The sequence below is a fragment of the Streptomyces sp. NPDC007983 genome (genome assembly GCF_042958345.1).
In the GTDB taxonomy this organism is placed as follows: domain Bacteria; phylum Actinomycetota; class Actinomycetes; order Streptomycetales; family Streptomycetaceae; genus Streptomyces.
The window spans coordinates 464407-478491 of record NZ_JBIBJI010000008.1 but is presented as its reverse complement, the minus strand read 5'-3'; the positions used below and the strand labels follow the sequence as shown (position 1 = coordinate 478491).

At 71.6% G+C, this 14085-nt stretch carries 13 protein-coding genes; 10 read left to right on the top strand and 3 right to left on the bottom strand.

Features of this window, described 5'->3' with window-relative positions; translation table 11 throughout:
* On the top strand, positions 1 to 2401 hold a 2401-nt coding region (locus tag ACFZCY_RS26660; protein ID WP_391178275.1), incomplete at its 5' end, for a glycoside hydrolase family 2 TIM barrel-domain containing protein.
* 54 nt (positions 2402 to 2455) lie between these two features.
* On the opposite strand, the gene ACFZCY_RS26655 is transcribed toward ACFZCY_RS26660, so the two are convergent.
* Positions 2456 to 3730, bottom strand: coding sequence for a trypsin-like serine protease (locus ACFZCY_RS26655; protein WP_391178333.1), 1275 nt, complete (start codon positions 3728 to 3730; stop codon positions 2456 to 2458).
* Positions 3731 to 3943: 213 nt separating this feature from the next.
* Positions 3944 to 4513, bottom strand: a complete 570-nt coding sequence (locus tag ACFZCY_RS26650) for a histidine phosphatase family protein (protein ID WP_391178272.1) — start codon at positions 4511 to 4513, stop codon at positions 3944 to 3946.
* A gap of 412 nt (positions 4514 to 4925) precedes the next feature.
* Here ACFZCY_RS26650 and ACFZCY_RS26645 point away from each other — a divergent pair, with 412 nt between their 5' ends.
* The 5 genes from ACFZCY_RS26645 (at position 4926) to ACFZCY_RS26625 (ending at position 10174) form a co-directional block, all read left to right on the top strand.
* On the top strand, positions 4926 to 5960 hold the full coding sequence (locus ACFZCY_RS26645) for an ABC transporter substrate-binding protein (RefSeq protein WP_391178270.1): 1035 nt from the start codon (positions 4926 to 4928) through the stop codon (positions 5958 to 5960).
* Positions 5957 to 7021 (top strand): iron chelate uptake ABC transporter family permease subunit, encoded by a 1065-nt coding sequence (locus ACFZCY_RS26640; RefSeq protein WP_391178267.1) that lies wholly within the window; start codon positions 5957 to 5959, stop codon positions 7019 to 7021. The genes ACFZCY_RS26645 and ACFZCY_RS26640 overlap by 4 nt, the downstream gene beginning before the upstream one ends.
* An 11-nt stretch (positions 7022 to 7032) precedes the next feature.
* Complete coding sequence (locus ACFZCY_RS26635) at positions 7033 to 7821, top strand: ATP-binding cassette domain-containing protein (protein ID WP_391178265.1); 789 nt, start codon at positions 7033 to 7035, stop codon at positions 7819 to 7821.
* Between the two features lie 109 nt (positions 7822 to 7930).
* Entirely contained in the window at positions 7931 to 9475 is a 1545-nt protein-coding gene (locus tag ACFZCY_RS26630) for a Rieske 2Fe-2S domain-containing protein (RefSeq protein WP_391178263.1), read from the top strand.
* Between the two features lie 54 nt (positions 9476 to 9529).
* Positions 9530 to 10174, top strand: a complete 645-nt coding sequence (locus tag ACFZCY_RS26625; RefSeq protein ID WP_391178260.1) for a hypothetical protein — start codon at positions 9530 to 9532, stop codon at positions 10172 to 10174.
* A gap of 66 nt (positions 10175 to 10240) precedes the next feature.
* Here the strand turns inward: ACFZCY_RS26625 and ACFZCY_RS26620 are convergent, their stop codons facing one another.
* Entirely contained in the window at positions 10241 to 11086 is an 846-nt protein-coding gene (locus ACFZCY_RS26620) for an LLM class flavin-dependent oxidoreductase (RefSeq protein WP_391178258.1), read from the bottom strand.
* Positions 11087 to 11173: 87 nt separating this feature from the next.
* Here ACFZCY_RS26620 and ACFZCY_RS26615 point away from each other — a divergent pair, with 87 nt between their 5' ends.
* The 4 genes from ACFZCY_RS26615 (at position 11174) to ACFZCY_RS26600 (ending at position 14062) form a co-directional block, all read left to right on the top strand.
* A complete protein-coding gene (locus ACFZCY_RS26615; protein WP_391178255.1) occupies positions 11174 to 11620 on the top strand; it encodes a protein-tyrosine phosphatase family protein in 447 nt (148 codons plus the stop codon).
* 68 nt (positions 11621 to 11688) lie between these two features.
* Positions 11689 to 12642 (top strand): EamA family transporter, encoded by a 954-nt coding sequence (locus ACFZCY_RS26610; RefSeq protein WP_391178252.1) that lies wholly within the window; start codon positions 11689 to 11691, stop codon positions 12640 to 12642.
* Between the two features lie 210 nt (positions 12643 to 12852).
* A complete protein-coding gene (locus ACFZCY_RS26605) occupies positions 12853 to 13032 on the top strand; it encodes a hypothetical protein (protein ID WP_391178248.1) in 180 nt (59 codons plus the stop codon).
* Positions 13033 to 13060: 28 nt separating this feature from the next.
* On the top strand, positions 13061 to 14062 hold the full coding sequence (locus ACFZCY_RS26600; RefSeq protein ID WP_391178245.1) for a Ppx/GppA phosphatase family protein: 1002 nt from the start codon (positions 13061 to 13063) through the stop codon (positions 14060 to 14062).
* The last annotated feature ends 23 nt before the right edge of the window (positions 14063 to 14085 follow it).

Here is a 14085-nt window from a genome sequence, read left to right as displayed (position 1 = left end):
CGCGTCGGGCGACGAGAAGTCCATCACCGTCCTCTCCACGGTCAAGGACCCCGACGGCCGAACGGTCGCCCACACCCGCTCCACCCTCACCGTCGTCGCGGACACCACCCGCGACGCCACCCAGGAACTGACCGTCGAGAAGCCACGGCTGTGGTCCTTCGACACACCCCATCGGTACACCCTGGAGACCGAGCTACGGGTCGGGGACCAGACCACCGACCGCTACCGCACCCCCTTCGGCATCCGCCACGTCACCATCGACCCCGACCACGGCCTCACCCTCAACGGCGAATACGCCAAGCTCCAGGGCGTCGACCTCCACCATGACCTGGGAGCGCTCGGCGCCGCGTTCCACGCCGACGCCGCGCTGCGCCAGCTGACCATCATGAAGAGCATGGGCGTCAACGCCCTGCGCACCTCGCACAATCCGCCCGCCCCGGAGATGATCGAGATCTGCGAGCGGCTGGGCATCGTCATGCTGGTGGAGGCGTTCGACTGCTGGCGCACCGGCAAGAACCCGTACGACTACGGGCGCTTCTTCGACGAGCACTGTGAGGCGGACATCACCGAGATGGTGCGCGCCGCCCGCAACTCCCCCGCCGTCATCATGTGGTCCATCGGCAACGAGATCCCCGACTCCACCAGCACCGCCGGACTGGGCATGGCGGAGCGGCTGATCGACGCGGTCAGGAAGGCCGATGACACCCGGCCGGTCGTGATCGGCTCCGACAAGTACCGCTCCCTGCCCTCCCCCGGCTCCGCCGCCGACCGCATGCTCGCCAAGCTGGACGGGCTGGGCCTCAACTACAACACCGCGGCCTCGGTGGACGCCCTGCACGCCCGCTATCCGCACCTGTTCCTCTTCGAGTCCGAGTCCTCCTCCGAAACCTCTTCCCGCGGGGCCTATCAGGAGCCCGAACACCTCAACACCGGGGAGAACCACACCCCCGGCAAGCGCGAGCCGTCCAGCTACGACAACAACCTCGCCTCCTGGACCATGAGCGGCGAGTACGGGCTGAAGAAGGACCGCGACCGGAAGTTCTTCACCGGGCAGTTCCTGTGGTCGGGCATCGACTACATCGGTGAGCCCACCCCGTACGACGTGTTCCCGGTGAAGGCGTCCTTCTTCGGCGCGGTTGACACGGCCGGGTTCCCCAAGGACATGTACCACCTGTTCAGGAGCCAGTGGACGAGTGAGCCGATGGTGCATCTGGTGCCGATGAACTGGACCGATCACCGGCCGGGCGAGACCGTCGAGGTCTGGGCCTACGCCAACGTGGACACCGTGGAACTGTTCCTCAACGGCCACTCCCTCGGCGTACGCCACTTCGACACCAAGAAGACCACCGACGGCCGCACCTACCTGGAAACCACCGAAGCCACCGGCGACGACAAAACCGTCACCTCCGGCCCCTACCCCGGCAGCTACACCAGCCCCAACGGCAGCGCGGGCAAACTCCACCTCACCTGGAAAGTCCCCTTCGCACCCGGTGAGCTCAAAGCGGTGGCCCGCCGCGACGGCCGCGTCGTGGCCACCGATGTGCTGCGTACGGCAGGACGACCCGACGCACTCCGCCTCACCTCGGACCGCAAGACCATCAGCGCGGATGGCCGGTCACTGTGCTTCGTCACCGCCGAAGTGGTCGACGCACACGGCGTGGTCGTCCCCGACGCCGACCACCTCATCTCCTTCCAGGTGTCCGGCGGCGCGCTGGCAGGCGTCGACAACGGCCGCCAGGAGAGCGCCGAGCGCTACCAGGCCGGCACCCGCACCGCCTACCACGGCAAAGCCCTGGCCATCATCCGCACCGGCACCAAACCCGGACCCCTCACCCTCACCGCCCGCTCCACGGGACTGCGCAAAGCCACCACCACCATCCGCGCCACCGGTGGAACGTCCGCCCGGGTCACCCCTCCCCCGCCCTTCACCCCCGACCCGGGACCAGCCGCACCGACGTACCCGCTGGCCGACGCCGGCTACTCGGGCTCACCCGACACCCTGCCCGCCGCCATGCTGGACGGCGACCCGGCCACCGGCTGGTCCAACGCCTTCCACAAGCCCGCCACCGCGCTGCTGCCCGCCTTCGAAGGGGCCAGGAAGGCCGACTGGGTCTCGGTGACCTGGGCCAGGAAACGCCGAGTGCGCCGCGTCGAGGCGTCCTTCACCCTCGACGCGACGCACACCCTGCCCGCCTCGATCACCGTGTCGGCCTGGGACGGCCGCCGCTTCACCCCGGTCCGCGGGGCGGAGGTCACCTGGGCCGACGCCTCCGGCGAGCCGACCGTCGTCACCTTCGACCCGGTGCGCACCTCCCGTCTGCGCCTGGATCTGGTCAGTCGGTACCCCGGGGAGGCCAGGGGCGCCCAGCGGATCGTGCTGCTCGACGTCCCGGAAGGCTGAGGCGTGGGTCTCCAGGAAGCACCGGCCGAACGGCCCGTGCCGGCCGGTGCCCGGTCACCCCCAGCCGGCACGGTATCCGTTGTACCGCCGCCGGCGCGGGCGCAGGCTGATGGCGAAGCCGACGACGCCACCGGCGATGATCCACAGGCCGGGGCCGAACGCCCGCACCCGCTCCATGATGCCGTCGAACGACGTCGCGTCGTCCTGAGCGGTCTGCGCGCCCGAGGCGATGGCGGAATTGTCGGCCGAGCCGCCCGCCTCACCGATCCTGGTGCCCGGGATGGTCACGCCGAGCGCCGTCATCGCCTTGGTCACGGGCTGGAAGAAGGTCACCCCGCCCTTGGTGCAGTCGCCGCTGCCGCCCGAGGTCACGCCGAGCGCCGTGTTCCCGACGAAGAGCGGACCGCCGCTGTCCCCGGGCTCGGCGCACACGGTGGTCTGGATCAGCCCGCTGACGCTGCCCTCGGGGTAGTTCACCGTCGCGTTCAGCCCCGTCACCTTGCCGGAGCGCAGTCCGGAGGTGGCGCCGCTGCGGAAGACCTCCTGACCCACGGTCGGGTCGGCGGCGTTGGTGATCTTCACCTGCTGGCTGTTGCCCACGTCCAGGATGCTGTTCTGGACGAGCTTGGTGTTGTCGTAGCGCACCAGGGAGAAGTCGTTGCCGGGGAAGTTGGTCTGCACGGTGGTGCCGATGCTGGTCTTGCCCGAGCTGTCCTGGAACCAGGGCGTTCCGGGCGGGCCGCAGTGCCCGGCCGTCAGGATGAAGCCGGTCTGGCCGTTGGTGACGTTGAAACCGGCCGAGCAGCGGCTGCCGTTGGTGAAGATCGGGGCCGCGCCGTTGGTCTTGGTGGTGAACGTCCCCGTGGTGCGCCGCATGCTCACCTCGTCGCCCATCGGCGCGGCCATGTCCTTCATCCGTGACCAGTCGGAGGTGGAGACGGTGCTGTCGCCCAGCACCATCACCTTGTTGGACTTCGGGTCGACCATCCAGGCGGTGCCGGCCACCCGGGGCGCCGAGCGCAGCGTCTCTGTGGCGGATTTCAGCCGGTCCATGCTGTACCGCACCCGCTTGGGCCGTGCCCCGGCCCGGCTGACCTCGTCGGCCGCGTCCGCGTCGGTCACCGCGACCACCGGCTTCCCGTCCGCGGCCACCCAGTTCCCGGCCGTACGGGACGCGCCCAGCTCGGAAACCAGCCGGCTCCCGAGATCGGTTCTTCCGCCGCCCTGGGCGTTCTCCCCGTCCAGGACCTGCGAGGAGCCGCCGCTCTCCGCCCCGTGCGCCGATCCGCCCGGTGAGGTCTGGGCGACCAGCAGTCCGCCACAGACCATGGCACCGACGGCCGCGTACCGTACTGCATGGCGCACGCCTCGCCGCGTGTGCTTCACCACCACGTCTCCTTACGTCGATCCAGCGCGTCGCCGACAACCAGAGCCAGGGCTCGGCCGGCAAGGGCCCTCCCTCTTCATACGGGCGGGATCGGCGTCGCGCTCACCGCGGAGCGCGGCTGTTGTGACGCGGCCGGGAATCGCGGTGCGGCCCGCTCACTCCGGGGCGGTCAGCGGCTCGCCGCAGCGCAGGTTCCACCGGCAGGAGCGGCCGCTCAGCGCGGTCGCCGTGAGCGGGGCGACGTCCAGCCGCCAGAAGGTCAGCGGGGGCAGGTCCAGAGCGTGGACCAGGGCGGCGCGGATCACGGCGGGTTCGGCGACGGCGAGCACCCGTCCGTCCTGCCCGGCCCTCGACTCCAGCCAGGCACCGGTCCGTTCGATCAGCTCCAGCAGCGATTCACCGCCGTGCGGCGCCGCCGCCGGGTCGGCCAGCCAGGCGGCGACGTCCTCGGGCGCCTCCCGCCCCACCTCGTCCAGGGACCGGCCGCGCCAGCGGCCCACGTCGAGGTCGCGCAGTCCGGGCGCCACCGCCGGGTCCAGGGAGAGGGCTTCCGCGGTGCCACGGCAGCGCGCCGAGGGTGCGGTGAACGTCACGTCGTGATGCGGCAGGGCGCCCGCGGCGGACCGGGCCCGCCGCGCGGCGGCCGCGTCCGGCGGGGCATCGTCGAATCGCACCTGCCGCAGGGCCGCGTTGACCGCGGGCGCCAGCAGGGTGACATGCACCACCTTGTTCCCCTTTTCCATACCATTCGCCCACGTAGGGGCGCCGCTTCCGGCGACCGCGCCGTAGCGGCGGCCGGGTGTCGCGCGTTACGGTCTCATGGAAAACGACGGCGTGACGGAAGCCCGGTGAGAACCCGGCACGGTCGCGCCACTGTGTGTCCGGTGGAAAGCCTCCTGATGCGGGGCGTCCGGCGGGCGAGTCAGACCCGGCGCCGTCGTGCGAGTACCAACAACCGGGACGCGTGTTCCCAGGAGGTCGCCATGGCTCAGCCCGCCGTTCCGGCACCCAGCGCCCATGAGGGGCGGCATCCGCTCGGACTCCCCCGCCACTGACCCACCCGCCGCGCCGGCTTCGGCTCCGCCCCGGGGGAGCCGACCCAGCCATGAACGCCCTTCGCCAGAGGAACCACCACCAGTGCCGATAGCACGTCCCGCCCGACGCGCCACCCTGTTGCTGACCGGCGCCCTGCTGCTGACCGCGTGCGGCGGCGGCCCCAAGGCGTCCGCCGGACCTTCCGGGGACGCCCCCGGATACCCGCGCACCGTGAGCGACTGCGGACAGAAGGTGCGCATCGACGCACCGCCCCGGCGGGCGGTGTCGCTCAACCAGGGCTCGACGGAGATCCTGCTCTCCCTGGGGCTCGCCGACCGGATGTCGGCCACCGCCACCTGGACCGATCCCGTCCTGCCCGGGCTGCGCACGGCGAACGCCACCGTGCCCCGGCTCGCCGACAACGCGCCCTCCTTCGAGAAGGTGCTCGCCAAGGAGCCGGACTTCGTGTCCGCGTCCTTCGAGTCCACGCTGGGCAAGGGCGGGGTGGCCACCCGTGAGCAGTTCGAGAAGCTCGGTGTGCCGACGTACGTCTCCCCCGCCGACTGCGCCAAGGACAACAGCGGGGACGGCGACGGCAGCCGCACCACCCCGCTGACCATGGGCCACGTCTACGGTGAGATCCGCGACCTGGCCAAGGTCTTCGGCGTGGAGAAGCGCGGCGACGCGCTCGTCGGCAAGCTGAAGTCCCGGGTCGCCAAGGCCACCCGGGGCATCGACGCGTCCGGCGCCTCCCTGCTCTACTGGTTCGCCAACTCCGACTCCCCCTATATGGCGGGCTGTTGCGGCGCCCCCGGCATCATCACCGACGCGGTCGGCGCGAAGAACGCCTTCGACGACGCCCATGAGGAATGGCCGCAGATCAACTGGGAGACGGTGGCCGAGCGGAACCCCGACGTCCTGGTGCTCGGCGACCTCTCCCGGAAGCAGGAGTCGGCCGAGACCGCCGCGAAGAAGATCGCGTTCCTGGAGTCCAATCCGGTCACCCGCTCGATGGACGCCGTCCGCCACAAGCGGTACGTCCTGCTCAGCGGGCAGGCCATGAATCCGTCGATCCGTACGGTCGACGGCATCGAGAAGGTGGCCGCCGCGCTGCGCCGCTTCGGTCTCGACCGGTGACCGGTACGGCTGGTACGTCCGGTACGGCCGCTGTGCGCGTACGACGGCTGCGGTACCCGGCGCTGTGGGCGGCCGGGTCCGTGGCGCTGCCGCTGTCGATCGCCTTCGCCATCACGATCGGCCCGGCCGATATCCGGGTCGGCGATGTGTGGGCCACGGTCGCGTCCCATCTGGGCTGGGGCACCACCGGGCTGACGCCGATCCGGGACGGCATCGTGTGGGATCTGCGGCTGCCGCGGACGCTGCTCGCCGCGGTGTGCGGGGCCGGGCTCGCGGTGTGCGGGGCGGTGATGCAGTCGCTGCTGCGCAACCCGCTCGCGGACCCCTTCGTCCTGGGTGTCTCCTCGGGCGCGTCCACCGGCGCGGTCGCGGTGGTGGTGCTGGGGGCCGGGGGCGGGGCGGTGTCCGTCTCGGCCGGTGCCTTCGCGGGGGCGGTGGTGTCGTTCGCGCTGGTGCTGGTGCTCAGCCAGGTGCTGGGCGGCACGACGGACCGGGTGGTGCTGTCCGGGGTGGCCGCGATGCAGTTGTTCTCGGCGCTGACGTCGTTCGTCGTGATGACGACGGCGGACGCGGAGCAGACCCGCGGAGTGTTGTTCTGGCTGCTCGGCTCGCTGGCGAACGTGGGCTGGGCCGAGGTGTGGGTGGGGCTGGCGGTGCTGGCCGTGGCGCTGCTGGTGTGCGGTGTGCACGCCCACGCGCTGGACGCGTTCGCGTTCGGGCAGGACGCGGCGGCCACCCTGGGCGTACGGGTGGCCCGCACCCGGATCGTCCTGCTGACCGTCACCGCGCTGCTGACCGCGGCGCTGGTCAGCTCGGCGGGGGCGATCGGCTTCGTCGGGCTGGTGCTTCCGCACGCCGCCCGCGCCCTGGTGGGTTCCGGACACGCCCGGCTGCTGCCGGTGACGGCGCTGACCGGAGCGGTGTTCCTGGTGTGGGTCGACACCCTGGCCCGTACCGTGCTCGACCCGCAGGAGGTGCCGGTGGGCGTGGTCACCTCGCTGATCGGCGTACCGGCCTTCGTCCTGGTCCTGTACCGCACCCGGAAGGCCGGGACGGCATGAGCGGGGACGGCATGAGTGCGGACGCGGGCGCCGGAGTGGGCCTGCGCGCGGAGCGCGTGGCGCGCGCCGCGGGCGGACGGCTGATCGTGGACGGGGTGAGCCTCGCCCCGGCGCCGGGGTCGTGCGTCGGGCTGCTGGGGCCGAACGGCTCGGGCAAGTCGACGCTGCTGCGGCTGCTGGCCGGGGTGCTGGCCCCCGCCTCGGGCGTGGTCACGCTCGACGGCCGCCCGATGGCGGATCTGCGCCGCAGGGCGGTCGCTCGCCGGATCGCGGTGGTCGAGCAGAACGCCGTCACCCAGTCCGAGCTGACCGTGCGCGAGGTGGTGGGCCTCGGCCGCATCCCGCACCGCCGCCCCTGGTCGGGGACGTCGGCGGCGGACGAGGAAGCGGTACGCCACGCCCTGGAGCGCACCGGTCTCGCGGACCGGGCCGAGCAGTCGTGGCACACCCTCTCCGGCGGTGAGCGCCAGCGGGCCCAGATCGCCCGCGCCCTCGCGCAAGCGCCCCGGGAGCTGCTGCTGGACGAGCCGACCAACCACCTCGACATCCAGCACCAGCTCGATCTGCTGGCCCTCGTGGCGGACCTGCCGGTCACCACGGTGATCGCGCTGCACGATCTGAACCTGGCGGCGATGTACTGCGACGCGCTGCTGGTGTTGCGGGAGGGGCGGGTGGCGGCCGCGGGCGCCCCGGGGGACGTCCTCACCGAGGAGCTGATCGCCGAGGTCTACGGGGTGCGCACGGCCGTCACCCCGGACGGCCCGGACGGGCGCCCGCACATCCGCTTCCTCACCAGGTGATCGGGTACCGGGTCACCCGCCGAGCGCACCTGCGGATGCACACCACCCGAATCACCGGGAGAGTCGGACTTGTCCGACATACCTGACGAGCTGGTTGGGGTGCTGCGGTATGCGTATCACCGGACTTGGACATGCAGGACTCTTCATCGAAACCGCGGCGGGATCGGTTCTGTGCGATCCCTGGGTCAACCCCGCCTTCTTCGGCTCGTGGTTTCCGTTCCCGGACAACACGGACCTGGACTGGGCGCACTACGGGCGGGCCGCGGACTATCTGTACGTCTCCCATCTGCACCGGGACCACTTCGACGCACAGAACCTGCGCCGCAATGTGCGCAAGGACATCACCGTGCTGCTGCCCGCCTTCGCCACCGATGAGCTGGAACGCGAGCTGCGCGCGCTCGGATTCACCCGGTTCCTGCGCACCGAGAGCGGAAAGCCGGTCGAGCGCGACGGCCTGCGCATCATGATCACCGCCCTCACCGGCCCCGGCGACGGCCCGATCGGCGACTCCGCGCTCTCGCTGGACGACGGCAGGACCGTGCTCCTCAACCAGAACGACGCGCATCCGCTGGACATCCCGGCGATCCGTGCGTTCGGCGAGGTCGACGCGTACTTCGTGCAGTTCTCCGGGGCGATCTGGTACCCGATGGTCTACCAGCTGCCGGACTCCGCGAAGCGGGAGTTCGCCGCCCGCAAGCGGCAGGGCCAGTTCGACCGCGCGCTGCGTTACATCGACGCGGTCGAAGCGGCACACGTCTTCCCCAACGCCGGTCCGCCGTGCTTCCTCGACGACGCGCTCTTCGAGTTCAACGGCACCGGCCGCGACGGCGAGTCCATCTTCACCGACCAGCGGGAGTTCCTGACCCAGCTCGCGCAGGCGCGGCCGGATGTCCCGGCGCATCTGCTGCTGCCGGGCACGGTCGCGGAGCCGGAGGGCACCGCCTGCAAACTCACCCATCGCCACACCGACAAGGAGATCGACCGCATCTTCGGCGACAAGCGCGCCTATCTGCGCGACTTCGCCCGCCGCCAGCGCCCGGCCCTCGCCGCCGAACGCGCCTCGCGCACCCCCGCGCTGTCGCGGAAGCGGCTGCTGGCCGAGCTGAAGCAGTGGTGGGAGCCGCTGCTGGCGCGCGCGGACCACATCTGCGCGGGAGTCGGCGGTCCCGTCCGGCTGGACGTGGGCGAGATCCCGATCGTGGTCGACTTCCCGGCGCGGGAGGTACGGGAGTGGAACGGCGAGCGCTGCCGCTACACGCTGTCCACCACGGGCGACCTGGTGGCCACCAACGTCGTCAAGCGCGAGGTCGACTGGTCCAACAGCCTGCTGCTGTCGCTGCGGTTCACCGCAAGCCGCATCGGGCCGTACAACGAGTTCCTGTACGTGTTCTTCAAGTGCCTGTCCATGGAGCGCATCGAGTACGTCGAGAACTACTACGCCTCCGGCGAGGACGACGGCCAGGACATCGAACTCGACGGCTGGCGGATCCAGCGCCGCTGCCCCCATCTGCGCGCCGACCTCGGCCGGTTCGGGCAGATCGAGGGCGATGTGCTCACCTGCACCCTGCACGGCTGGCGCTACGACCTGACCACCGGGCGCTGTCTGACGGCCGACGGCCACGACCTGCGCGCCACGCGGTGTGAGAATCCGTGAGACGACCGGGGCTCCGGCGCGTATGGGTTCGTGAACCCAGCGAAGGAGTCACACATGGCGCGCAGAAGAGCCCTCGGTCGCCCGAAGAAGCTGATGCTGCTGGTCGGCGCGGTCGCGCTGGCCGGTACGGGAGCCGGAGTGATGGCGACCAGCGGTAACGCCGACACCGGACCGAGTTCGGTCAAGTCGGCGTCGACCGCATGCGACGGTTTGACTCAGGCCCTGGCCAACAACGAGAAGTTCATCGCCGGCCAGCGGGCGAATCCGGACGCCCAGTCGGACGCCCGGATCGCCAACCGGCAGGCGGTCATCGAGGAGATCAAGCGGAAGCAGCAGGCGTCCGGTTGCGCCGTGGACGCCCCCGCCGCCGTGTCCTCGCCGGGCGGCGGGGACGCGGCCGAGGACACGGCGACCTCCGACGGCACGGCGGCTTCCGGGGACGCCGACGGCGGCGACGTGGTCTGCGCGGGCTCGACGGTCACCCTGTCCGGCGAGGGCGGAACACCGGCCGCGTCCAGCAACCAGTTCCCGGCCGGCACCAAGCTCAAGGTGACCAATCTGGACAACGACAAGTCCACGACGGTCTCCGTCACCTCGACGTCGGGCAGCTGCGCGCTGCTCAACAACGCAGCCTTCGAGCAGGTCCGTGAGCCCGGAAAGAACCTGATCCGCAACGCACGCATCGAGCGCGTGGGTTAGCCGCGCCCGCCACGAGGGCCGGCGCGAGGCCATCGGCCATCGCTCCCCCGGCCCTCCAGCGGCTGATCAACTCACCTCGCCCCGGCGGGCGGCCACCGCGGCGAGCGCCTGCCAGGCCGCCTCCGGGTGGCAGGTCTCCTCCGGGTCGCCGTTGAACGGGTCGAGCAGGACCGACTCGGCGCCCAGCCGGCGCAGTTCCTCGATGTCGTCCATGACCTGGTCGATCGTGCCCTGCCCGGCCGGGCGTTCGGGGCCGGTGACCGGCTCGTCGGTGAGCTTCAGCACCACGCGCGGGGCGAGCCCCGGCACCGGCCGGCCCAGCTCGTCCGCGATGCCCTTCATCCGGTCCAGCGCCTCGCGCAGCCAGTCGATCGTGAACCAGATGGGGTGCCACGCCTGGCCGTGCCGTACCGCCCGGCGCAGCGCGGCGTCGCTGTTGCCGCCGACCCAGACCGGTATCTCCCCGCTGCGGTAGTCCGCGTCGTTCTCCCAGGCCGTGCGGATGGTCCGGAGGGCCTCGTCGGTCAGTTTTCCGCGCTGCCCGAACTCCACGCCCAGCGCCTCGTACTCCTGCTTCGCCCATCCCACGCCGACGCCGAGGACCAGGCGTCCCCCGCTGAGCTGGTTGAGGTTGGCGGCCATACGGGCGATGAGGAGCGGATGCCGGTACGGGACGACCAGCACGGTGGTGCCCAGCCGCACCCGGTCGGTGATCCCGGCCAGCCAGGAAAGGGTGGTGAAGGGCTCGTAGAACGGGGCGGGGTACTGCTCTGCCACATCGGGGGTGACCGCGACGTGGTCCGAGACCATCAGCAGGTCGAACCCCAGCCCCTCCACGGTTTTCGCCCACTGACGCAGCACATCCGGCCGGGTGCCCGGGCCGAAGTTCGGAACGTTGACTCCTATGTCCATGCGGTCACCCTAAGCAGTGATCATGATGTCGGGGACAGCGCCCCGTGCCCCCTGCCGCGCCGCCGTCCGCGCCGCTACTCTCCCTCCGTGAATGCCACTTGGAACCCTTCCGCGCCAGGCGTGCTGCGACTGCCCTCGGGGCGGCTCATCCGCGGCCGGGGGCTGCGCCATCCCCTTCCCGAGGGGCCCGCGCCCGCCTTCGCGCTGTATCTGCTGGGCCATCAGCCGCCGCCGGTCGACTGGGAGGCCCGCTGGCTGCGCTGGCCCGACTTCCGGTGCCCGTCGGACCGCGAGGAGGCCGCCGCCGCGCTGCGCGAGGTGTGGGAGCGGGCCGCGAGCGAGCGCGTCGAGGTGGCCTGCGGCGGCGGCCGGGGCCGCACCGGCACGGCGCTGGCGTGTGTCGCGGTGCTGGACGGTGTACCGCCCGGGGACGCGGTGCGGTACGTACGGGAGCACTACGCGGCGCGCGCCGTCGAAACGCCCTGGCAGCGCCGGTATGTCACCCGGTTCGGGCAGCCCGCGGCCAGCAGGTGACCTCCGCTCTCCGCCCGGCGCCGAAACTTCGTTGAGCGCCGAAATGAGCGCGGCATAGTGTCGGCGTCATGACCAAAGCGCCGGACACCGGTTACCCAAGGGAATGGCCCGCCGTGGCGGCGGCAGCCGTCACCGTCGTCTTGTGGGCCTCGGCCTTCGTTTCCATCCGCAGCGCGGGCTCGGCCTATTCGCCCGGCGCCCTGGCGCTGGGGAGACTGCTCGCCGGGTCGGTGGCGCTGAGCGCGATCAGCCTGATACGGCGGGTCGGGTGGCCGCCCCGCGCCGCCTGGCCGGGGATCGCCTGCTCGGGTTTCCTGTGGTTCGGCGTCTACATGATGGCGCTCAACTGGGGTGAGCGGCTGGTCGACGCGGGCACGGCGGCGATGGTGGTCAACATCGGCCCGATCCTCATCGCGCTGCTGAGCGCCAAGCTGCTGGGCGAGGGGCTGCCGCGGCCGCTGCTGTGGGGGATGGCGGTGTCCTTCTGCGGCGCGGTCGTCGTGGGGGTCTCGATGTCCGGTTCGGGCGGCGCGTCCGTCCTCGGTGTGCTGCTGTGCGTGGTGGCCGCGGTGTCGTACGCGAGCGGTGTCGTCTCCCAGAAGCCGGCGCTGCGGCACGGCGGGGCGCTCCAGGTGACCACGTTCGGCTGTCTGATCGGGACGGTGACCTGTCTGCCCTTCGCCGGGACGCTGGTGTCGGAGGCTGCGCGCGCCCCGCTGTCCGCGACGCTCAACATGGTCTATCTGGGGCTGTTCCCGACCGCGCTCGCCTTCACCACCTGGGCCTTCGCCCTGGCCCGCACGACCGCGGGCCGGATGGGCGCCACCACCTATGTGGTACCGGCCCTGGTGGTGCTGATGTCCTGGCTGGCGCTGGACGAGGTGCCGGGCGCGCTGACGCTCGCGGGCGGCGCCCTGTGCCTGGCCGGGGTCGGGGTCGCCCGCCGCCGTCCGCGCCCGGCGGGCTCGACGGTCGTTGCCACCGGCGGCCACACGGCCAGGGAGACGTCTCCGGCCGATTAGCCGGTGAGCCGCATACCGGCATCAGGCACCCGCTAGCAGCTTCGGGCTCAGCACCGGCGCGATCCGGCCGTTGTGCCCGGGCTGCTTGGCACACTTTTCTGCATGAAATCGATCACTTCCCGCTCGCTATAGTCCGAATGTGACCGGTATCGCAGAGAAGAATCCACTCCGCCGCGGATGAGCGCGATGCGCGGGGGTACCCATCGCTTCATGGACACAAACGAGCAAACCTTGCTCACGCCCGATCTGCCGCCCGTGGTCGACGTACCGGATCTGACGTTCTCCAGTGGACGTCGCAACACCACGTCCCCGGGTACGGCGGAGCGGAACGGCGAAAAGGAATCCCCCGCACCCTCCTCCACCCCCCAGCAGCGCCCCCTCGCGGCGTAAAGTCCCGCAACTCGGGCACTGAGCAGGCATGCGCCTTGCAGTGCTCGACATAGGTTCACGTGCCGTTCATCTGAAAATCGCCGACCTCGTTCCGGGCGGACCGCCCGAGCCGGTGACCACGCTCAAGCAGTCGGTCCATCTGGCCGAGGCGACCGACCACCAAGGCGTGATCAGCCAGGACGCCATCGGGCGTCTGGTCGGCGCCGTGACCGAGAGCGAAGCGGTCGCTGCGGCGTACCACGTCGACGACCTGGTTCCCTTGGCGACCTCCGCGGTGCGTGACGCGGCCAACCGGACGGCCGTTCTCGCCGCGATCGAGAACGCGACCGGAATCCGGGTGCGCTTCTTCAGCGGTGAGGAAGAGGCCCGCCTGACCTTCCTGGCCGCGCGCGGCTGGCACGGCTGGTCGGCCGGGCAGATGCTGCTGCTCGACATCGGCGGCGGCTCGATGGAGCTGGCCTGCGGCAGCCGTACGGAACCCGCCGTGGCGCTCTCGCTGCCGCTCGGGGCCGGCCGGCTCACCCGCCACCACCTGCCCGACGAGGCGCCGGTGCACAAGCGGGACGTGGCGCGGTTGCGCCAGTATGTGCGTGCCGTTCTCACGGAGGCCACGGTCGACCTGCGCGACCAGCCGGTCCCCACCTCCGCGATCGCCACGTCGAAGACCTTCGCCCAGCTCGCGCGGCTCGCCGGAGCCCCCAGGCCGACGGCCGGGGCACCCGGCCGCGCCACCCTGACCCGCTCCGATCTGCGGCAATGGATTCCCCGGCTGGCGGCCAGATCCGATGCCGAGCGCGCCCGGCTGCCGGGCATCTCCGCGTCCCGGGCCCATCAGTCGCTCGCCGGGGCGATCGTGGCCGAGGCCGCCATGGAGGTGCTGGACGTGCAACGGGTCACCATCTGTCCCTGGGCCCTGCGCGAGGGGATCCTGCTGGACCGGCTGGCCGCGCTCGGCGCGCAGCCGCTCCCCGCGGCGGCCGTGCCGAGGGCCCGTAACCACGCCCTCCACCGGCTGCACACCGTCTCGTGATCGCCCGCCCTGTTTCCGCCCGA

What these genes read in the sequence shown, in the direction of transcription:
- ACFZCY_RS26635 (WP_391178265.1), top strand. Translation starts at nt 7,033, where the DNA reads ATGAGTGCGGACGCGGGCGCCGGAGTGGGCCTGCGCGCGGAGCGCGTG.
- ACFZCY_RS26630 (WP_391178263.1), top strand. Translation starts at nt 7,931, where the DNA reads ATGCGTATCACCGGACTTGGACATGCAGGACTCTTCATCGAAACCGCG.
- ACFZCY_RS26600 (WP_391178245.1), top strand. Translation starts at nt 13,061, where the DNA reads ATGCGCCTTGCAGTGCTCGACATAGGTTCACGTGCCGTTCATCTGAAA.
- ACFZCY_RS26620 (WP_391178258.1), bottom strand. Translation starts at nt 11,086, where the DNA reads ATGGACATAGGAGTCAACGTTCCGAACTTCGGCCCGGGCACCCGGCCG.
- ACFZCY_RS26625 (WP_391178260.1), top strand. Translation starts at nt 9,530, where the DNA reads ATGGCGCGCAGAAGAGCCCTCGGTCGCCCGAAGAAGCTGATGCTGCTG.
- ACFZCY_RS26605 (WP_391178248.1), top strand. Translation starts at nt 12,853, where the DNA reads ATGGACACAAACGAGCAAACCTTGCTCACGCCCGATCTGCCGCCCGTG.
- ACFZCY_RS26610 (WP_391178252.1), top strand. Translation starts at nt 11,689, where the DNA reads ATGACCAAAGCGCCGGACACCGGTTACCCAAGGGAATGGCCCGCCGTG.
- ACFZCY_RS26655 (WP_391178333.1), bottom strand. Translation starts at nt 3,730, where the DNA reads ATGGTCTGTGGCGGACTGCTGGTCGCCCAGACCTCACCGGGCGGATCG.